Below are 21,250 nucleotides of genomic sequence, written 5' to 3' on the forward strand. Positions count from 1 at the left end.
CTAACTGGCATTTTTGCCAGAGTTAGACAGCCTCAACCTTTGATGGCGCCTATCGTAAGCCCCTTGGTAAAGTACTTCTGGAAGAACGGATAGATGAACAGAATAGGACCAATAGACACAATTACCATTGCCATTCGGAGACTTTCAGTAGGAACCGACTCCTGTACAAGCAGAGCTACTCCGCTTCCAGCCAATTGATTCTTGAAAAACTCTGCCTGACGGATCATTTGAATCATGACGTACTGCAGAGAGTACAAGTCCGTATTATTGATAAAGAGCATGGAATTGAACCAATCGTTCCAATACATCAGTGTAGTAAACAGAGCAATGGTGGCGAGAACCGGCAGTGAAATGGGTAGAACGAGCTGGAAGAAAATCCGCCATTCCGACGCCCCGTCTAATTTGCCGGATTCAATCATCTCTTCCGGTACAGTCTGCTGAAAGAAGGTACGGGCAATAAAAATATAGAATGCGTTTGAAAGTCCGGGAAGGATGAGCGCGATAAGGGAGTCTTTCAGATTCAAAAAGTTAACATACAGCAGATAGAAAGGTACAAGCCCTCCCGAGAACAGCATGGTAATCAGAAGGTAAAAATTAAAAGCTTTCTTGAAGGGAAAGTCCCTGCGGTAGAGGGGATACGCATATAACGCAATTAACAGTACCGCCAAAAGGGTTCCGGTAATCGTAACGGTCAGGCTGACCCCATAGGCTTTGGCAAGCGTTTCCGAATGGTTGAATAGATACTGGTAAGCAGACAGATCAATCTTGTCAGGCCAGAACTTATACCCCTGTAAGGTCAGTGCTTTTTCGTTGGTTAAGGAAATGGCGACGATCAGCAGCACAGGCAGGATACAGGCAAGGCTGAACGCAATGAAAAAAATATGAAGGATCATTTGGGCGCCTTTGGGGCCTTTTGAGTAAGATTTAGTGTTGGATGCAGTATTCATTAAGTTTCTCCCTTCTAGAAAAGTGCCGTATCCCGGTTAAGTTTACGGGCCAGGCTGTTTGCTCCGATGACAAGGAAGAACCCGATGACCGACTGATAAAAGTTGGCCGCGGAGGACATGCCCAGATCGTTGAGCTGTATCAGCCCTCTATACACATACGTATCAATAACATCCGTTGTAGAGCGCAGCGCACCGGAGTCGAGCGTAACATGGTAGAAGAGTCCAAAATCAGAGCGGAAAATACCGCCTAAGTTGAGAATGGTGAGAATGACCATGATGGGCGTAAGGAGCGGCAGCGTGATCCGGGTGATCTGCTGCCACTTACTGGCTCCATCCATCACCGCAGCTTCATACAGCTCCTCGCTAATGCCGGTTATCGCTGCCAGATAGATGACACTGCCTATGCCAATAGAGTGCCACATCTTGGTTAGCCACAAGATATAAGGCCAGGCATTGGGATGCATATAAGCATTGACTGAGGAATAGCCGAATAAGGGGAGAATGTGTTTGACCAGGAAGCCATATTCCGGGTGCAGAAAAGCATAAACAATAAAGCTGACGACAACCATGGATAAGAAATTCGGCATAATCATCACCGTCTGATAAACGCGTGAAGCCAGCCTGCTGGTTACTTCATTGATAGCAATGGCCAGGGATACTGAGAGAATCAAGCCTGAAATAATAAAAACAACGTTGTAGGCTACGGTGTTGACGGTCACCCGAAGGGCATCCGATGTGGCAAAGAGGAACCGGAAGTTGTCAAACCCCGCCCATGGACTGCCCATAATACCATCAACGTAGTTGATGTTTTTGAAGGCAATAAATAGTCCAAACATCGGGATATAACAGTTAATAAAGAAAACAATGGATGTTGGCAGAAGCATGAGCAGTAGCACACGATATTTCACAATATTCCGCAACAAACGCTTAAGGCGGCTCTGTTGCTGTGGAAGGGGCTTCCGCGCCACAGCTTCTACAGTTGATGAATTTGCCATAGGTTCTAACCTCGCTCTACATAATCTGGATGAGTTTATTATAGTTGGCGCAAGTACATCACTTCTCTCTTACAGATGACCTCCTTTATCCAAAAGTGACCTCATGCCCTAGCCCGATGTTGGTACTCCAGGGTTTAAGCGTATCTGTACCAAAAAAAGAAAAAGCCAGAACTAAACTCTTAAGAGTTCGCTTCTGACTTTTTCAATAATGTTACGATAAAAGAGGTTGTCCCCATCGCACTTTTCGCCTCAATTTCCCCGCCATGCAATGTGACGATACTTTTAGCGATAGCAAGTCCCAAGCCTGATCCGCCCGTATATTCTGAACGTGACTTTTCTACTCTATAAAATCTCTCGAAAATATAGGGAAGATCCACACTTGGTATTGATTTTCCATAATTCTTCACTTCAACTTCAACGGTTTCTTTCGAGTCTCTTACTATAAGATCAATATATTCCCCTTCTTTTCCGTATCTCATGGCGTTTTGAATAAGGTTCTCAAATACCCTGGCTATTTTGTTGCCATCTCCTACAATGACAGGATTATCACTCTTTATGAATGTCCTCATTTGCATGTTTGCTGCTTGAATTTGAATCCTATGCTGTACCACTAATTGATTTATCATTTCTTCAATATTTATGGATTGATCGCTTACCAGGGTTTCTTTGTTTTGGACATAGGTATATTCAAACAAATCATTAATTAAATGATGTAATCGTTCGGCCTTTGCATTCACAATCTGTATATAAGCCCGAAGCTCTACTTCGTCCCTGTATTCATCTTCATTGATAAGCTTCAAGTATCCGATGATAGAGGTTAGTGGTGATCTAAGGTCATGGGCAACATTGGTCACCAGATCATTTTTTATCTGCTCTGATCTCCGCTCTTCCTCAATGGCCTTACGGGCTTGAATTACTACATTATTAATATGAGTAGCAAGCTGATTTAAACCGGCTTCTGCTCTCTCTTCTACTTTATGATTAAAATTACCGTTAGCAATAAGCTCAACTTCACGTATCATATGATTAAATTCAATTGAAACATAGCGTTTTTTTTCAACTTGATAGAACAAGAACAGGTAGTAAAAGAAAATCAGCCCAAAAATCAAAGGTATAAGTATTGCCCGGAGAGGAGAGAGGATATTCATTATGAAGGCTACCGAACCAGACTGTTTCTGAAAATAATATGTTGAAGAAAATAAAATAGCTGCCGTTACCGCCGATGCTATTAGTGATAGCAGAACATAGAGAATTACTTTCCAAACCGGAATGGTTTTAATAATAAATAACGTATTATTTTTCAATTTTATAGCCAACTCCCCAAACCGTTTGAATAACCGCTTCTCCTGTTGCTGCAGAAATTTTATCTCTTAGGTTGCTAATATGAACCATAACGGTCTTATTAGATCCAGTACCGATTTCATTCCACACCTTTTCAAAAATCTCCTCTGATCCGAACACTCTTCCGCGGTTTTTGGCCAGTAAATATAAAATATCAAATTCAATCGCTGTCAACCTTATTTCTTGCCCCTGAGCATGAACCGTATGGCTTTGTTTATCAATTTTTAGGGAGTGGATATAGATACTATCCGGATCTTTAACCGTTGGCTGATAATTAGCTCTGCGTAACAATGCCTTTACTCTGGCTGTTAATTCCAAGGGATTAAAGGGCTTGATCATATAATCATCAGCACCAGTCATTAGACCAACGATTTTATCCATATCCTCCGTTTTTGCACTTAACATCAGGACTGGAATTTCATGCTCTTTTCGAATTTCTCTGCAGACATCCAGTCCATTCATCTTGGGCATCATAACATCTAATATCACGAGGTCAACAGAGTGACGCTCCATAAATTGAAGGGCTTCAAGTCCATCCTGAACTATAGAGATTTGATAGCCTTCATTGCGCAGATACACTCCAATTAACTCGGCAATCTCTTTATCATCATCTACAATAAGTATCTCTGTACTCATAGTTTCTCCCCTCAAACCCGAGCTCTATGTCACCCTAATCTTAACTTATTCAATATATGATTCCCATTGCTTCTCTTTAATAGTCCGTTTATTACTATATACCCCAAGATTGCTCCAACGGTATTGGCAATAAGATCATTGATATCTGTACTTCTGCCGTTGCCACAAATAATTCTGATGATCATCTGAAGTAGCTCAATAGATAAACTTAGAAAGAAACCGGAATAGGCTACGTTTTTTAATGATTCAAACTTTTTATGGAGTAATGGCAGATACACCCCAAAAGGCATTAACATAATGATGTTTAATATAAAAGTTTTTATGTCGATCGTTAATATTGGAATGAAATTAGTCGTTTTGTACCAAGGAGTCTGATTAGCATATTTTCCAATATTCACTTCAATGGGGAAGAACACTAACTGAATGACACACAATAGGTAAATACTAAACGTTATTATTATAAAATATTGGCCTACACTACGTTTCCTTTTTTTCCACAGCGCATCTGCAACCAGAAACAGAAGTACTAATAAGAATAAGGGTGCGAGAATATAGGTTGATTGAATTGTAAACATGATAGATTGTTCCATGCTACTTCCTCCTCATTTAAGATGTTAACTTAATCCTGACAAGAAAAATGGGACTGTTGAACAGTCCCGTTCAGCCCATCCAACATGCTTATTTCGTAACCGGAATGATATGTCCATCGATCGATATACTTGTAATCGTTGCTGCATCTAAGAAGACCTTTTTACCCTCTTTGTCTAAATTATAGTGCCATTCAAATCCCCGATCTGATGTACTTGTGGAGCCTAAATAAAGTTCAGTTTCCTTGCCGTCTGATGTTGATATGCTGATTTTAGGGCTATATTTCGGTAATTGATCACTGTGCCCATCTAAGCGTTTACCTTCAATGCCAATCCCGATGGTGGAAAAATTAACCGCTTGAACGGACAGCTTCTCTTGTTGCTGTGAGAGGGTCTGATCTACTCCAATAGTGTACGATGTACTGCTCTCTTGTGCTGTAAATGTATTCTGGAATGGACCCTTAGCAATAACAGCTCCTGTAATGCTATTCACTACGGCATCCGCCTGAATCGTAACCTTCTTACCTTTCAGACTACTTGGTGTATCGACATCAAACATGGCGATGATCTTTTTACCATCCTCTGTCACTCTTTGCTCCACCATGTAACTGGCATCCTTTGCCCAATTGAGTTCAAGTGCACCAATGGCTGCATCCTGCGGGAAAACCGTGCCGTCTTCGTTCTCAAAAGAAACGATAATGATCGCACTGTTTCCTGCAATAATGCTCTCTTCTACCGTTGTTTTAATTCCTGCCATTACCTTAGACTGATGAATTAAAGTCGCAGATCCCGCCGTAATTTCGGTATTCCCATTGAAAAACCCCTTGAAAACATCCCTGTCTGATGAAGCTAGCGCTGAGGTCCCCATCGCCATTAATGAGATTGTTGCCACAACCGCTGTACCTACTACCCACTTTTTTCTTTCCTTCATCGTTGTTTTATTCACATTCTGATTGTTGTTCATTGTACATTCCTCCAATTATTTATTTTGTGGTGTTCTTGGTGATGTACTTAGTTTAATCAGCAGTTTCTAAGTTCTTTTAAAGAACATCTAAAGATTTACTAAATTTTCAGGGGAGCCGGGGATTAAGCATCTGATTGTGGCTGATGAGGCTAGACTCTATGCAAAAAAGCACCGTACCCTCCACTTATGAAGAGTATGGTGCTGTTTATATTCCGCAGGCAGATTAGGCGCGGTACGATCATCTACTTTTTTGTTTTGTCAAACGGTGCGGATGGTTCCTCCGTCAATAACACACTCCCAGCCCGTAGTGAGCCTCTTGAGAAACTGTTCTATTTGGTCCATGTAACCCGGCACCGTCTTCACCCTGCTACTTATGATAGAGATTTAATAATTTATCGTAATATTCTTCACATGCACCAAAATTTTACAATGATAAGCTTAGTGATATATGCCTTATGACACTTTAGGAGGTAATTCAATGAGCAAGTATGACGAAGCCATGAAGCTGCTGGAAGAACAAGTGGGTAATAAGGACGGGCTGATTACTTTGTCCACCATCGCGCTGGAACCGGGAGCTAATGGCAAAAGCCGTCCCGCCGCCCGCATAGTGGACGCCTATTATGAGGACGGCGCGTTCTACACCGTCACTTACGCGACCTCAGGCAAGATGCAGCAGATCGCCCAGAACCCCGAGGTCGCCGTTTGTATCATCGTCGAAAACTTTACGGCCGATGGTATCGGTGAGAACCTGGGCTGGGTATGTGACGAGAAAAACGCGGAGATGATGACAAAGCTGCGCACCATATTCGCCGACTGGTACTACGAAGCCAATAACGACGAGGACCCTAATACATGCCTGCTGCGCATTCGCCTGATAAAGGGCCTCTGGAACGACGCCCATAAAGGGATCAGAAATGAGATTGATTTTGTCAACAAGACCGTAAGTTAAGGGGTCTATGTGGTTTATATTTTGCATGTTAGGCTGCTGCCGGTGACATTTGATAACAGACAACATTAGCCCAAAGGGAGTGTACGCACACTCCCTTTTTTTCGCTGTTGCTTATGGTAGGGTTGACCGCACTATCACTCACGGCAAGTTTCACGTACAGTAATGACGACATTTCCCTTCTTATGTTTTTGTTCGACATAACGATGGGCTTCAGGGATTTGTTCCAACGAATAGCGTCTATCGATAACTGGTTTTATGTTACCGGCTTCAAGTTGCTTTTGTAGGAAGATAAGGTCTTCAACTTTAGGCTTTTGTGACATATCCACGCTCACATATTTTCCGTTCGTACGCAGTGCTTTTTGGAATGTCGATTTTTTGATTTTCGATATCGTTTTCCCGACGGCATCAAAGATTAGATCATAGCTTTCTTCAAGCGCCATGAAATCCTGTTTCGTATAATCTATGACTTGATCGGCTCCTATAGATCTTACCATCTCAAGATTGGCAGTACTGCATACCCCTGTTACATCTGCCCCGTAATATTTGGCAAGCTGAACCGCATAAGTCCCCACACTTCCAGAGGCACCATAAATAAGGACCTTCATTCCGCTCGCGATATTCCCCTTCCTTAGAAAGTTCAACGCGGTTATTCCCCCTATGGGAACAGCGGCAGCCTCCTCATAGCTCACATTGGCCGGTTTGATGGCCACCAATCCATCTTCAGGCAAACATTTGTACTCGGCATATGCACCGAAGCCAAAACCACAAGACGCGAATACTTGATCACCGATCTTAAATCGTGTTACACCTTTGCCTGCGGCTTCAACTTCCCCGGCTAACTCAAACCCCAATATCGTTACTTTTTTGGGCCTTAAGAGACCATTGTACAGTCGTGCAAGGAATGGGTCGGCCTTTCGCATGCGCCAGTCCCCCGCTGTTACCGTTGCCGCATATATTCTGACCAATATCTCATTATCCTTCGGTGTAGGTTTCTCTAGCTCCTTCAGATGAAGAACATCGGGCGATCCGTATTTGGCATATACAATTGCTCTCATCCTCTACCCCCTATCTATTTCCCTCATTGCTCCTCTGAGTTTTCGTAAAAGAATACCTCTTCCACCCATCTTAGACTCCTCTCCTGTAGTAATATATTCTCGAAATTGAACCGGTTATGTCTGAAAGAAATCCGAAAGGTGAACAAGCCGATGCGCTTATCCAGTTCGTCCGCGAATGTATGACATCGCCTATAGTAAAGTATACTAAACATAATGTATACCAAACTATACATAAGGTCAACTTTATTATACAATTATCCGATCACATCTGACTCTTTTGGTGAACGTCCGAAAATGAATAAAGGCGAATTTCCATTCAACAATGAATGAGAATTCGCCTTTTTTATAGGTACCAGTTATTTTCGAGGCTTACTTTGCAATAATCGGCACGAATATATCTGATAGATGATAGCCCATTTTCTCTTTGAATATCTTAGGTGTAATGACATGGGTCATAACGTATCGCTCTGCTGGATCATTCTCGTTTGTTGATAGTTCGAAGCAACCGCTTGCCTCTACCCATGAACGAATAGATGCTTTCGTTTCCTCAATCGCTTCTTCCTCTGCGTCCGTTGTAGCCGCAACCGCATACAATCCCCCAGGAAAATCAACAACCTCGTATCCACCTGTATCCTCATGTCCTTCCGGCAGCGCAAAAAACCATTCCAAATACCGTTGCTTGACGTTATACCACATAAAGTCACGGGGTGTAATGTAATGCTTGACATTGATGGATGACCACCATTGGTCGAACGCTTCGAAATCCTCCATAGCCGATAGGTTTCCCGAATTAACAACTTTTAGCGGTGGAATCTCGATTACACGGATTCTCTCCAATTTCACTTACCTCCAAGGATAAATGTAGTTTCTTACCCAAGAGATTAGAGCAATTTGGATGAATTAGGAAATGATATGGATCACAAGCCAACTACTTAAGAACGCGCCTCCCAAAACGCATAAGACACTCCTGCAAACCGTGATCAATCGAATCTGCATAAAGGATCGACACAATGTCTCCGGCATTGAGCCGGAACTCGACCGGACCATCCAAAAGCATCTTTTTGAGTTGGCCCCCTCCGCCTCAATAAGCCCGTAACAGCTTGTTGAGCGGATTTTTCAAAAAAACTTGTCCCTTTGGCTACCTACACAATCTCTTTATTAAAATGTCCTCTTGTGTCTGTTTCCTGATTAAAGACAGCATGATTCATTGAGCCATTTAATTTACCTGACGCCATATTAATGACTTTTACAACCTGCTCTTTGGATTCAACTGTGAAGTTTAATCGGAGCGCCTCGATTCCTTTGATGTTTGGTAGCTCATCTAAAAGATTAAGCGTCTTCCCATTAAGAATAGTCGTTGTACAATCCTCATGGGAAATGATAGGGAAGGTTCCGTGCTCATCTTTTAACTCATAGCTCTTCGTTTTGCAGATTCTGCATTGATTCATTTTTTTCATCGGACAATATTTTGTAAACATCAACGGAGCCTTGCCATATACAATCATTTCCAGTGCAGGATAGCCGTCATTTTCTTCATAATAGGCATTCATTAAATCTTCAATTTGGCTCTTATTCAATTCATAAGATAAAGTGACTCGTTTTGCACCTAATCTATATAATTCATAGCAACTGGTAGCATTAATAACATTTAGAGAATAGTCCGTAACAAACGGATTTGTCTCTCTGTAGTGATAAATGCCGCCATATCCTCCGATTAGCAGCTGCCCTTCTTTTTCCTTATAATCATTCTGATTTCTTCTAACCACGTTTTCAAAATAGATTTCCTTAATTCCACAGCTCACGCAAGCATCATACTGTTCCTTAGTCGTTACAGAGGCCGTAAGGTATGGTTTTACAGGGGCAAAGCTTATTTTTTCTTTTGCTTCCAAAGCCTTGGTTCTTTTCTTCTGGCTGTTAAGCTTTAAGTCATATAAGCCCTGTACAATATCTCTTCTTGCTGCATTTAACAGTTTAGCTGGAATAAATGCATTGCAATCCTCATAATCGACATGATTGAGTTCGAATATCGTATCATTTAATCTTGAGAATTGCTTTATAACCTGGTCTTTTGTTGTTGGATTATTAATGGCTTCGCCCAGTATTTCCTCGCTTTCATATGAATAATTAAAGCCTAAGCCATCAGCCTCTATGAAAAGCTTTGAATCTGGATATGCATATACTCTAAGATCCAGGTTAAACCGCTTAAATTCTTTTTCCAGTGATGCTTCTAATTCTTTTTGGTAGTAATAATCCTTCGTTTTATATACTAAATCTCCCGTAGACATCTTTTCTGTAACTTTGATATAGCAGACATCATCTGCTTTGTTAATTAAGCCGCCATCTTTATCGTACAGTTTGGCAACCGTTAGATTAATATCTTCATTGTTATGACTTATTCGGATGGTATCGTTTTGATTCAAAGTACGTGTAAGTGTTATTTCATAACGATCTTTATCGATCTTGCTGATGGTTCCAATTGGATACCCAAAGTTATTAGGTCTTGAAATGTTTGTAATATTTCTCCGATCTTCGTGAAACAAATATCCTTTAGTAAATGTCCTGTTGAATGTTTTTTTGAGATTTTCTTTATCTTCTTCGGTTATTTTATGATCTAAGGCCATGCGATATTTTGATACAACATTAGCAACATACGTAGGTGCTTTCATTCTGCCTTCTATTTTTAAAGAATCGATTTCTTTTAAATCATGGATGTAATCGATTGTGTTTAGGTCCTTAGTAGATAGAATATAGCTTTTCCCTAAAGCTGTATCTGTTGTCTTATCGATTAGCTGATACTCCTTACGGCATGAACCCACACATCTTCCGCGATTTGCGCATCGATTGCCGAGTAATCCTGACATTAGACAGTTTCCCGAATAAGATACACATAAAGCACCGTGAACGAAAATTTCTAAAGGTATGTCAGCGATTCTTTTGATCTCTTTTACTTTTTCAATCTCAACCTCACGGGACAGAACAACTCTTTTAGCACCAAGTTCTTTAAATAATAAAGTTCCGTCTACATCGTCTATTCCCATTTGAGTTGAACAATGTGCTTCCATATCAGAAAAGTTTTTAACGATATAATCGAAAGCAGTCAGGTCCTGGACGATAATGCCATCAACACCGACTTTATTTAATTCATTTATCTGCTCTTTCATCTCTTCAACTTCGTTTTCAAAAACGATGGTATTCATTGCAACATAGATTTTAACGTCCCTCAGGTGCGCATACGTAACCGCCTCTTTTAACGATTCTAAATCAAAATTAGATGAGTATGCACGTGCACCAAATTTTTGCATTCCTAAGTATATTGCATCACAACCATTAGAAATTGCAGCTTTTAAAGCCTCCATATTTCCTGCCGGAGCTAGTAATTCAGTCATTTTGTTCTCCTTATACCCATAAATTAAAAAAAATTGTAGTTACTTGTGATACGTTCTCCGTAACATAGAGCTGCATCACCATAGCTATCCTTGAGTTTATCCCGATAGAGCAGCATGATGCTGTGACCCAGCGCATGGAGGATGTGACGCGGGCTTACTATGATTCAGTTGGACTAGGAGAAGCATACCGGCAGATGGAGGCCATGAATTGATGGAGCATGCCAATAGACCAATACAATTTCAAAAACGGTAGTGAAGATAAGATGGAACAGATGTATGTGAGTCAGACTGAAAAGCGAATACAGAGGCGGTTGAGCCATAGTGATAACGTAGCAGCAGCTTTCAAAGAATCGATTGATTCGCCAGGGGCTCCAGGTCAAGCTGAGGCACTTCAGTTGCTAGAATTTAACCAATTACAATTTTTTCTCCGTTACTTGTGGTACGGTTCACCGCGCTGGCTGTAACGGCAAGTCAAAAGCCGCCCAAGTACTGGACGGCTCCATTGTGTCACTTTACTAATTTAGGCTGAAGGATTAGCAAGGAAAAGAGCAATGTAATGATCATTGATGCGGAAGTCATTCCCACGATTAACTAACATACAAAATTGTTCATTTCGTTGTTCAATTAGACCAACACCAGAGAACAAATAACCTTTATGTTCACTGACTAGATCTTTTAAATCTTGGAAATAACGAGCAAAGTTAACTGGGGCATTATCAAAGAAATATTCTTCAAAATACACTCCAAAGAAATGATTACCGTCTTGCAGTCGAAGAACTGCTCTTTTCTCGCCTACTTCAACATTTTGAATGTAACCTTCTATACTTCTAGTCAAATTCAAATCATCAACAGTTAAATTGATAAGTGATCTATTTCTGACAGAAGGCTCCCTAACATTATCCTCTCCACTTGCTAGATCAGCATTTGGACCAGTCGTGGGAACAATATTTAAAGAGGTATTCGCACCAGAGTCTGGATCAACTGTCCGTCTGGATCTCTTCTTCTTTTTTCCAGATGTAAGTTTCTCAGTTCCTGCCGCTTCCTCTTTTCTCTTTTTCCTCAAATTGTCGAGTACACTTTTCACATGCTTATCACTTAATTCCATAGTTGATGTTGCCATGGATTTTTGTTTATTGGCTGTAGCTTCTCTTTCAAAGTAATCAATACAATCCTGTATGTGATCCTCTTTTTGCCAAGTTTTGAAGTGAGCTCTTACCTTCCCTTTGGGAACGTATGACAGTCTGGCTACGCAACCTGGATAAGTGCAGTACAAATTATTTTTGACATCAGTGTAATCTTCGTGTTGCTCAATATTAAAAACTGTAACCATTTCTTCATTTTCCTCGGTTTTATAAATTGCTTCATAGATTGGCATATACCGCAATCTTCCCTTCCAGGTTTTTATATTTTGGGACAGGAAGAAATCTACTATGTACCCCCTAGCTTTTTGCCGATCTTACAAAATCCGTTTCTTATATCCGAACGAAAGGCGAACATAAAATGAACATTTCATAATATCCTTGCCTAGTATGACTGAAGTCTGTTAGTATAAACTCATCGTGAATGGAAACGGGTAATTGTATTAAGTATGAAATCTCAATGTCCCCACATTGAGAGACTTACCGAACGGACAATGAAATACTTCTGTCCCATTATCATTGTATAATTTGCTATACCTAAAGTCAAAAAGGCTAAGGTCGCTATCAGGCGATTTTAGCCTTTTTTCATCCAAATTTCCCCAAATACCGACACTGAGCAACTGAAATCTCTCTCTTTCTTGTTAGCACTCTGTTTTACTGAGTGCTAGAAAATAATATTCGACAATAGACTCTTACTACCGATTCGGGCTAATTCTGGAGGATCTCATATGTACATCATTCAAACACAAACCAACATTAGCTCTCTGATGAATAACTTCTCAACTTCTACAACTCTCATTGCTTATATCAATCAATACTTCCAACACCTATAATCTGAACTCCTCAGCGACAAAGACGATACCGTCACCTTCGACCAGCACAACTCCATCATTCTTCTAGAACCAGACGACGATCTTCACAATCTCAACTACGCAGGATTGCACGGTGACGATCCCTTTACACGCTCCTTCGAGTTCGTAGAAATCTACGACCTTGGAGACATTACAGAATACTTTTGATGCTGGACAACGATTTTTTGGTCACATTTTTCGTAGTGGTCGGAGTACTTGATGAGGAGGCAGAACAATGGCTGAACGAAATCGCAATAAGGTGCCCAAACAGCAGACACACTGACCCCGACACACCGTGTACGTGTTGTACTTCGTAGCACAGACAATCACAACCTGAACCCTACGCTGATGGTTCAGACTTCTACCTTGCAATTGAAGAAACAACAGCAGATTGCCGAGTTTGTTTGGGAAGAAGATGGTTTTGCTGATGCTCCACATCTCCACTGCTCCAAAGTGCTGACAGCCATTCGCCGGGCAAGTGAGCTTTCAAACACACTTTTGTCTGTCACAATTAAAGATCCGTTTCAGATCAACGATAGTCCGCTCCCCTCAACAACCACATCTTCCAGCCTCAACGATGAATTAGAACTTGATGATCTTCCATTCTAATCAACATTCGCATCGTCCAATACCGCTTCAATCACACGTAGAATTTTCTTCTGTTCCTAAACGCTTCTGTAACGTAACTTGTCTACAATTTTGCCTGACGTGGTCTCTTGCTCTTGACTGCCTTCTGGCTGTAAGTAGAAATTAGTCACTGAAACGTCTAATGCTCCTGTCACTTTAGCAAGCACATCAACCGAGCATACCTTTTCTGCACGTTCCAATTTTCCTACGTAACTTTCGTGAACCCCTAATGCATGAGCCAGCTCTTCCTGACTCATGCCTTTCTCTTTTCGAAAATGCGAAAAAACTTGCCCCTACTTATGATACGGTTCACCATTACATCTAATAAGCGAAATCAATGCACTCTGATTGGGGTGCCTTAATTTGACAAAATAATACAATGGTATAATACTGGTTTTAAACAAAGCTGGAGGTACATTAATGAATAAAATTGGTTTTAATCAAAAACATAGTTCTAATTCTTACTATACTTTAAAGAGTAATTCTCTAATTGTATTGAAATTTATTCTGCCTATTTTTCTTACTATTATTTTATTGCTATTAATATTTTCTTTTTTCCCCCATACTGCTTGGATTTATTCTACGGGTTCCCCCTACTCCATAAAAATGAACGATTTCAGAGGGAGGATTGATAGTAAGGCACTCATTATTTCCTCAAAAGATAAACTTACTGGAACCATAGTAAATCAAAACAAATTGACAGTTAACTATAACAGCGCTAACTATAACATTGAACCGGGTGAACTCGTAATACGTTATGGACATTCTAGTTCGAGAGACTTTTGGGATACTATTAGTTCTGATTCCCTTATTCAATTGAGTATGCTCAATACGCATTTAGACAAACTAAATATAGAAAAGAAATATTTGTTACAAAAGTTTGATGATTTTCCAAAAAGCTATTTGATGTCTATGTCAGGGGATGAATTTGATATAAGTGCTGTTGTTTACGAAAAAAACTTCACATGGAATCTTCAAGGTGATTTAGAGGTGTTCATAAAAGGAAAAAGGTTTATTCAAGATACACCTGTATATGATTTGAGTTTTTCTAATAGTGATTCACAGCATCCCACTCTTTTTCAGTTGATTGGATTTACCAACGTAGAGTTAACTATACCTGAGGAGAAGGGTGAAATTCTATTCTCCGGTCAAAGTAATGAATCAAATAGTTTTTTTGAAAATGGTAATCTAAACTTTAATCAGACAGCAACAGAAAAACAATTCAGTTTGGATGGTAAATCACTAATAGTGACCTCACTCAAGAATGAAAATCTTAGTGTAGCTTATTCAAATAAAAAAAAATCCACTTTAGAAGTCTACGGAAATATTAGGAAAGCATCTTTAACAGGTAACAGCCTATTTCTAAACTTCAAACAATGGGCTGTAGAGAATATTTCTACAGTGGTTGGGACATTAGTTGCAATGTTTATAGGCTTTATTATTATCAAAAAGAATTAATATATTTAATCAACTTGACAAAATCAAGTTTCGCCCTACTTGTGATACGGTTCCCCCCGATTAATCTTCACCGCACGATAAATCTGCTCTACCAGCACCAGCCGCATGAGCTGATGGGGCAGCGTCATGCGGCCGAAGCTCATGCGCTGCTGGGCGCGGCGCATGACGTCATCGGAGAGGCCATGGCTGCCTCCGATGACGAAGACGACATGGCTCGTCCCGTAGGTGCCGAGCCGGTCGATTTCGGCGGCAAGCTCCTCGGAGCTCCAGAGCTTGCCGTCGATCGCGAGCGCAATGACATGCGCTTCGCTCTTGATGTGCGCGAGGATACGCTCGCCCTCGCGTACCTTCACCTGGACAACCTCAGCGTCGCTGAGATTGTCCGGGGCCTTCTCATCCGCCACCTCAATCATCTGGAACTTGAGGTAGGGGGTCAATCGCTTGGCGTACTCCGCAATGCCGCTCACCAAATATTTTTCCTTCAATTTGCCTACGCCGATGATTTGAATTAACATATCTTCCTCCTGTGGGATAACCTTATATAAACATCGTGCCGCTGGGAGTGTCCGTAACCATGTGCATGTCCTCTGCCCGGCCTTCGTTGTTCCTCTATAGAAACAGCAAAAGGACGTATCCGTTACGTCCTTTCCGCTTATTGATATCCTCTTATGTTTACCATATTTCCGGGTAAAAATAAACCGGAACCCGCCTTATTTCAGCTGTCCTTGTTGACTTGTTCCCCCTGCTATTTCAGCCCTTCTAACTGTTCTTGTTCTTCCCGCTGTGCTCTAGCCCTTTCCACTCTTCCCGCGGTAAGGCTATTCCAGCCCCTCCTCCTGCTCCGCGAACAGCTCGGGCTGCTCTGAGGAGTCATAAGCCTGTAGGACCGAATCCAGTAACCCGGGAAAACGCTCGTTCAGGTCGTCAGTGCGCAGCGACATAATACGCTGGGTGCCTTGTGCCCGTGTATAGACTACGCCCGCTTCGCGCAGTGTCCGGGCATGATGCGACATCGTGGATTTGGCAATCGGCACCTTAAAACTATTGCAGGCCTGCTCGCCATGCTTGCGGATTTCTGACACCACATATAAACGGATCGGATCACTAAGCGCATACAGCACAGAGGCCAGCTGGAGGTCCTTGCGGTCCGGATGATGAAGCAGCTTCATAAAAAAGACTCCTTTGAAATACAGATGAGTACTTAAATTTCTTTGTATTTTTGCATCTTCCTAATTGCATTTTACATCAGTGCATGCTATATTTCAATTGTTCGTAAGTAATCGAACTATCAAACATTTAGAGTTAAAGGAGTGGCAATCACATGAGCTCATTACATACCTCTGACGATCATGCAGGCAATTCAAACGCTGCAGTGGAAGCCACTCTTCCACGCGAAGGGCTGCTGACCCTGCTGTTCAGTGTCGCTGTAGTACTTGTCATTATGAACACGGCCATGTTCAATCTGGCGCTGCCTGATGTAACCGAGACCTTCGGGATCACAGCTGCATCCGCCTCCTGGATTGTTACCGGGTACTCCATTATGTTCTCGATCGCTTCGATCACGTACAGCCGGCTGTCAGATTTCCTGCCGATCCGGCGGCTGCTGATCATCGGACTGCTTACACTGGGGTTTGCGGCTGTAGCCGGCTTTTTCAGCACTAACTTTATCTTCCTGCTTATCGTGCGCATTCTGCAGGCGTCAGGTGCAGGGGCGGTCATGTCTCTGTCACTTGTCCTGTTCACCCGTTATGTCCCGCAGGCCCGCCGCGGCAAAGCGATGGCGACCATCATGTCCGCCGTCTCGCTGGGACTGGGCCTTGGCCCGGTCGCAGGCGGTTCCATTGTCGAGTATCTCGGCTGGCACTGGCTGTTCGCAGTAACGGCAGCCATTCTGCTACTGGTGCCATTGTTCCTGATCCTGCTGCCCAGAGAAGTGCCTGCCCGCGGCTCGTTCGATGTGCTTGGCGGAGTATTCCTCGGCGTCGGCACCACAGGCCTGCTGCTGTTCCTGACCAGCGGCCTGTGGGTTGCCCTGATCGCCGGTATGGCCGCGATTGCCTTATTCGTAGGCCGCATCCGCAGCACACCGGATCCGTTCGTGATGCCTGCGCTGTTCCGCAACCGCTCGTATCTCGTACTGGCGCTGGTCGGGATCGCCTCCTACCTGTGCAGCTTCGCTACCCTGTTCCTGCTGCCGCAGATTCTGACCCACCGCTTCGGCTTCAGCGCGAGCCATGCCGGGCTGGTGATTTTCCCCGGCTCACTGCTGGCGATCTTCGTCTCCCGCACCGTGGGACGGATCATCGACCGCTACGGCAATGCCGGAATCCTACGCTTCGCACCGCTGCTGGTGCTGGCGGCAACCGTGCTGTTCGCCTTCTTCGCCGGGCAGTCCTGGATTGCCGTCATGCTGGTCTATATGATTATGAGCCTGTCCTTTACCGTGCTGTCCAGCAGCGTATCGAATGAAATCTCGCGGATTCTGCCTTCTTCGCAGATCGGCTCCGGCATGGGGCTGTTCCAGCTGCTGCAATTCTTCAGTGGAGCGTTCAGCGTGGCGATGGCCGCCAGCGCCCTGGAATGGCAGCGCGGATTACCGCTCTCCACGGCCTACTCCAACATCTACTGGGGGCTGTCGATTGCCGCTCTAATTGCCATTGTCTCAGCAGTTGTCTACCGGCGCGGCAACAACCGCAGTAACCGCAGCAGCTCGCTAGCCGATATGGCGGATGCAGCAGACGCCTAATATATCATAAATACACCAAAACACCCTGCAGACCGCTCTCACGGCTGCAGGGTGTTTTTAAGTTACAGCAGTCCTTTAGACCACCAGATATTCCGCATTCTTCTCACATTCCGCACATTTCGCCGGCGGGTCCCAGTCCGAGAACTCGGTCTCCTTCAGATCCACAACATCCGGTGCATCCTCGTACTCGTCCACAAATTTGTCGATAGCCAGCTCTACGTGTTCCTTACACACTACGTACATTCAATCAAGCATCCCTTTCTGTGCCGCTGCGGTGTATACTTCTACTACTGTTCTACCACACTTCCCCGTAAAAAGGAACCTTCCGCAGCGTAAAAATCCAGCTTTATTCCCGTCCCGTAAACTTCGTGGTATCCCCGGCAATCAGCGTGAGCGCATCCTGCCAGAACGACAGGGAATGTACATCAATGTCCATCAGCTTCGCGGCATCTGCGATACTCCGGGTACTGGTTGCTGAGAGGAACTGCTCATAGCGGTTTACGAAGTCAGCTCCCCGCTTCTTGTACTGTGCAAAGAGCCCCTTGGAGAACAAAAGCCCGAAGGAATACGGGAAGTTCAGGAATTCATTGCCTGACATGTAATATCCGGCCTTGCTGATCCACTGGTACGGATGAATCGAATCCTGCAGTACACTGTCGCCGTAAGCGGCATGCATAGACTCCAGCATCAGCGCATTCAGCTCCTCCACGGAGAGAGGTCCGGATTTCCTGCGGGCATACAGCCTGCTCTCAAAACAATACCGGGCATAGAAATCTACAATATAATACCCGGCATCCGACAGTCCCCGTTCCAGAATAGCTTCCGCTTCCCCGGCGGGCGCAGACTGCAGCAGTTCATAGCCTATCAGACTCTCACAAAAAATCGACGCCGTCTCCGCAATCGGCACCGGATATTCCGTGTTGACCATACTTTGCCCGGCAAGACGGCTGCTGTGGTAGGCATGTCCGATCTCATGGGCCAGCACGCTCACATCTATATAATTGCCGTTAAAGCTCGTGATCATCCGGCTCTCCCCGATCGGGAAAATATCAACACACATGCCGAAATTCCCTTTGCCGCTCCGCGGCTCAGCATCGATCCAGCGCTGTTCGAACACCTTGCGGGCGAATCCGCCAAGCTCGCTGCTAAACCTGCTGAAGCCGTTAATAATCATCGCTTGGGCTTCGGCATAAGAGATGGTAGTCGGAGACTCCCCGCCTATTGGCGCAAACACATCATAAAACGGCAGCTGCCCGGGATAACCCAGCAGTTCAGCTTTTTTCGCATAATACCGGTGAAATACCGGCAGACTCTCCCGGATCGCCTGCAGCATTACTTGCAGTGTCTCCTGATCCATCCGCGAAGCGGCCAGTACTTTATGCAGCGGTGAAGCGTAGCCTCTCAATTCATACACCGCCGCTGCCTCACCGCATACGGCATTGATACATGCTGCGCTTTGTTCCGCTACACTGCGGCATGCTTGATGCTCAGCTTCTGCCGCTGCCTTCCGTACCGCAGCATCCGGGTCATAGACGAGATTCCGCAGCTCAGCCAGCGACAAACTCTGCATCTTCCCGTCCAGCTCCACATCTGTCCGCAGGGTGGACAGCGTCCGCATGTACAGGCGTTCCCAAGCTTTCGAGCCGGTAGCCTGCATCCGGGCAATCACCGCTTCGCCTTCCTCACTCAGCAAATGCTGCGATTTGCTCTGCAGCTCATGCAGATAGAAGCTATGCTGCTCAAGATAGACACTGGAAGCGATACTGGTCTCCAGCATATCCGGATGGACCCTGGCCAGCCATTTGCTGAAGCTTACTAAGGCTTCTCCTGCGCCAAGGGTGACCTCCTCCAGCTCGTCCAGCAGATTCATCGCTTCCGTATTACTGCTGTCAGCGCTGAAGCTTAATTCCGCGAAGCTGAACAGGCGGAGATAGATGCTTTTGTAAGCATTATATTGTCTAAGGAACTGCTCCATCACTCCGGCGGCATCTTGTCCATTATGTAACTGTGAGGCTGACCATGTACTCAGTTCCCCGGCAAGTGTCTCCACAAGCCTGCGGTCCTGCTGAAACGGCTCCGACTGAAAGGAAGGATAAATTGAGTCCAATTCCCATGTTAACTGCATTTTTAACCCTCTCCTTAACTCTTCAATTATATCACGCTTGCAAATTTGGAGGTCCATGGAAATAATAGATATAATCATACTATCCGGAAAGGAGCACCGCTCATGGTCAATCAGTCCATTACTGAAGGGGTCATCCGCACACGCTCAAAGCTGCGCAGAGATCTGCTAATTTCGATTTTTGATGAGTTCGACGGCGGTATTATGGCCCTAAGCCCGGTCAACCGGTCGGAGAAATACGGCAAAATGGCGCAGAGCGCCTTTTCGTTCTACCGCGGGAGCGCTTATCTGTTCTATTTTGATACAACCAGGCAGTACTTCCCTTACCATAGCTCACCCGCCCGTCCTACCTGGATTCAAGGGGATCTGCATTTCGAGAATTTCGGTGCCTTCCGCAGTGAAGACGGGGATATCGTCTATGATGTGAATGATTTTGACGAAGGGTATGTCGGCTCTTATCTCTACGATCTGCTGCGCATGGCGGTCAGTATTGCCCTTGTCGGCAGGCAGCTTGGCTACAGCGAAGCAGAGCAGCACAAGTTGATTGAGAGCTACGCAGCTGCCTATTCCCGGCAAATCCGCCGCTTCGCCCAAGGCAAAGACAATCCCGCTAACTTCGTCATCAATGAGGATACCGCCAAAGGGCCGGTGAAGAAGCTGCTCCGCAAGCTGGAAAAGCGCCGGCAGAGCCACTTTCTGGAGAAGGTTACCGCCCAAATGCAGAGCAGCCGGGTGTTCCTGGAGACCTCCGAGCTGCTGATCCCCGGTGCTGCCGAGCAGGCCGAGCTTGAACAAGCCTGGAGCTTCTATACGCAGACGGTAGTCACACGCAGCCTGAATGAGGAGCATTTCCGGATCAAGGACATTGCGGTCAAACGCGGTTCAGGAACGGCATCGATTGGGCTGGACCGCTACTATATTCTAATCGAGGGCGGTTTGGAGCAGGCTGGCGAAGATGATACCGTACTGGAAGTAAAAGAGGTCCGCGCCCCGGTTCCCGCCTATTTCATGCCGTATTCGGAGTCGTTCTGGCAATCCTTTACCCATCAGGGCAAGCGGGTATCCGCTACCCAGCAGGCCATGCACCACAAAGCTGATCCCTACCTTGGCTTCCTGACGTTGGGCGGCCGGGACTTCTATGTCAGGGAACGTTCCCCGTACAAAAAAAGGCTCAAGCTAGAGGATATTACGGACTCCGGGGAAATGATCCGGGTGCTGGAGGTGATGGGCAGTCTGACCGCCAAAATGCATGCCCGCGCTGATGCCGACGTCGACAAAGGAATCCTCAACTATCATAGCGAGCAGGAGATTTCCAAAGCCATGGGCCCCGATCCTGATGCCTTTGCCCGGTACATTGCAGAGTGGGCTTACAGTTATGCCGGACAGGTAGAGAAGGACTACGCTATGTTTAAAGATTGGGTAGTGGAACGATACGGTCTATAACAGG

General features: G+C 44.5%; 19 protein-coding genes and 1 pseudogene. 5 read left to right on the forward strand and 15 right to left on the reverse strand.

All coding sequences use genetic code 11. From position 1 onward, the window contains the following. Positions 1-32: 32 nt before the first annotated feature. From QU597_RS28400 to QU597_RS28425, 6 genes are all read right to left on the reverse strand, one after another. Entirely contained in the window at positions 33-947 is a 915-nt protein-coding gene (locus QU597_RS28400) for a carbohydrate ABC transporter permease (protein ID WP_310830814.1), read from the reverse strand. Between the two features lie 14 nt (positions 948-961). Beyond that, positions 962-1,942: an ABC transporter permease gene (locus QU597_RS28405; RefSeq protein WP_310830815.1), complete on the reverse strand. Its 981-nt coding sequence runs from the start codon at positions 1,940-1,942 to the stop codon at positions 962-964. Positions 1,943-2,121: 179 nt separating this feature from the next. Next, positions 2,122-3,246 (reverse strand): sensor histidine kinase, encoded by a 1,125-nt coding sequence (locus QU597_RS28410; RefSeq protein WP_310830816.1) that lies wholly within the window; start codon positions 3,244-3,246, stop codon positions 2,122-2,124. Further along, on the reverse strand, positions 3,236-3,919 hold the full coding sequence (locus tag QU597_RS28415) for a response regulator transcription factor (protein ID WP_310830817.1): 684 nt from the start codon (positions 3,917-3,919) through the stop codon (positions 3,236-3,238). Before QU597_RS28415 ends, QU597_RS28410 begins: the two co-directional genes overlap by 11 nt. A gap of 29 nt (positions 3,920-3,948) precedes the next feature. Further along, positions 3,949-4,509 (reverse strand): VanZ family protein, encoded by a 561-nt coding sequence (locus QU597_RS28420; protein WP_310830818.1) that lies wholly within the window; start codon positions 4,507-4,509, stop codon positions 3,949-3,951. Positions 4,510-4,597: 88 nt separating this feature from the next. Further along, on the reverse strand, positions 4,598-5,470 hold the full coding sequence (locus QU597_RS28425; RefSeq protein ID WP_310830819.1) for a hypothetical protein: 873 nt from the start codon (positions 5,468-5,470) through the stop codon (positions 4,598-4,600). A 478-nt stretch (positions 5,471-5,948) separates the two neighbouring features. On the opposite strand from QU597_RS28425, the gene QU597_RS28430 reads away from it, so the two are divergent. Continuing rightward, a complete protein-coding gene (locus tag QU597_RS28430; protein ID WP_310830820.1) occupies positions 5,949-6,419 on the forward strand; it encodes a pyridoxamine 5'-phosphate oxidase family protein in 471 nt (156 codons plus the stop codon). Between the two features lie 134 nt (positions 6,420-6,553). Here the strand turns inward: QU597_RS28430 and QU597_RS28435 are convergent, their stop codons facing one another. The 4 genes from QU597_RS28435 to QU597_RS28450 form a co-directional block, all read right to left on the reverse strand. Further along, complete coding sequence (locus tag QU597_RS28435) at positions 6,554-7,474, reverse strand: NAD(P)-dependent alcohol dehydrogenase (RefSeq protein WP_310830821.1); 921 nt, start codon at positions 7,472-7,474, stop codon at positions 6,554-6,556. 369 nt (positions 7,475-7,843) lie between these two features. Continuing rightward, a complete protein-coding gene (locus QU597_RS28440) occupies positions 7,844-8,311 on the reverse strand; it encodes a GyrI-like domain-containing protein (RefSeq protein WP_310830822.1) in 468 nt (155 codons plus the stop codon). 305 nt (positions 8,312-8,616) lie between these two features. Further along, entirely contained in the window at positions 8,617-10,860 is a 2,244-nt protein-coding gene (locus QU597_RS28445; protein WP_310830823.1) for a U32 family peptidase, read from the reverse strand. A 520-nt stretch (positions 10,861-11,380) separates the two neighbouring features. Further along, entirely contained in the window at positions 11,381-12,235 is an 855-nt protein-coding gene (locus QU597_RS28450; protein ID WP_310830824.1) for a hypothetical protein, read from the reverse strand. 981 nt (positions 12,236-13,216) lie between these two features. On the opposite strand from QU597_RS28450, the gene QU597_RS28455 reads away from it, so the two are divergent. Next, positions 13,217-13,459 carry a hypothetical protein gene (locus QU597_RS28455; RefSeq protein WP_310830825.1) on the forward strand — a complete coding sequence of 81 codons (243 nt, stop codon included), beginning with the start codon at positions 13,217-13,219 and terminating at the stop codon, positions 13,457-13,459. Between the two features lie 56 nt (positions 13,460-13,515). On the opposite strand, the pseudogene QU597_RS28460 reads toward QU597_RS28455, so the two are convergent. Beyond that, positions 13,516-13,746, reverse strand: a pseudogene (locus tag QU597_RS28460) (helix-turn-helix domain-containing protein); the annotation flags it as partial. A 151-nt stretch (positions 13,747-13,897) separates the two neighbouring features. On the opposite strand from QU597_RS28460, the gene QU597_RS28465 reads away from it, so the two are divergent. Continuing rightward, on the forward strand, positions 13,898-14,935 hold the full coding sequence (locus QU597_RS28465; RefSeq protein WP_310830827.1) for a hypothetical protein: 1,038 nt from the start codon (positions 13,898-13,900) through the stop codon (positions 14,933-14,935). Between the two features lie 35 nt (positions 14,936-14,970). On the opposite strand, the gene rlmH is transcribed toward QU597_RS28465, so the two are convergent. Together rlmH and QU597_RS28475 are read right to left on the reverse strand one after the other, a co-directional pair. Then, a complete protein-coding gene (gene rlmH, locus QU597_RS28470) occupies positions 14,971-15,450 on the reverse strand; it encodes a 23S rRNA (pseudouridine(1915)-N(3))-methyltransferase RlmH (RefSeq protein WP_310830828.1) in 480 nt (159 codons plus the stop codon). A gap of 303 nt (positions 15,451-15,753) precedes the next feature. Next, positions 15,754-16,104, reverse strand: coding sequence for an ArsR/SmtB family transcription factor (locus tag QU597_RS28475; RefSeq protein ID WP_310830829.1), 351 nt, complete (start codon positions 16,102-16,104; stop codon positions 15,754-15,756). Positions 16,105-16,256: 152 nt separating this feature from the next. On the opposite strand from QU597_RS28475, the gene QU597_RS28480 reads away from it, so the two are divergent. Beyond that, positions 16,257-17,681 (forward strand): MFS transporter, encoded by a 1,425-nt coding sequence (locus QU597_RS28480; RefSeq protein WP_310830830.1) that lies wholly within the window; start codon positions 16,257-16,259, stop codon positions 17,679-17,681. Positions 17,682-17,756: 75 nt separating this feature from the next. On the opposite strand, the gene QU597_RS28485 is transcribed toward QU597_RS28480, so the two are convergent. Both QU597_RS28485 and QU597_RS28490 read right to left on the reverse strand, forming a co-directional pair. Continuing rightward, on the reverse strand, positions 17,757-17,924 hold the full coding sequence (locus QU597_RS28485; RefSeq protein ID WP_082452016.1) for a CxxH/CxxC protein: 168 nt from the start codon (positions 17,922-17,924) through the stop codon (positions 17,757-17,759). A 103-nt stretch (positions 17,925-18,027) separates the two neighbouring features. Beyond that, a complete protein-coding gene (locus QU597_RS28490) occupies positions 18,028-19,806 on the reverse strand; it encodes a M3 family oligoendopeptidase (protein ID WP_310830831.1) in 1,779 nt (592 codons plus the stop codon). Positions 19,807-19,908: 102 nt separating this feature from the next. Between QU597_RS28490 and QU597_RS28495 the strand changes: the two genes are divergently transcribed. Then, positions 19,909-21,246: a DUF2252 domain-containing protein gene (locus tag QU597_RS28495; RefSeq protein ID WP_310830832.1), complete on the forward strand. Its 1,338-nt coding sequence runs from the start codon at positions 19,909-19,911 to the stop codon at positions 21,244-21,246. Positions 21,247-21,250 lie beyond the last annotated feature (4 nt).

This window comes from Paenibacillus pedocola (assembly GCF_031599675.1).
GTDB classification, from domain to species: domain Bacteria; phylum Bacillota; class Bacilli; order Paenibacillales; family Paenibacillaceae; genus Paenibacillus_AQ; species Paenibacillus_AQ pedocola.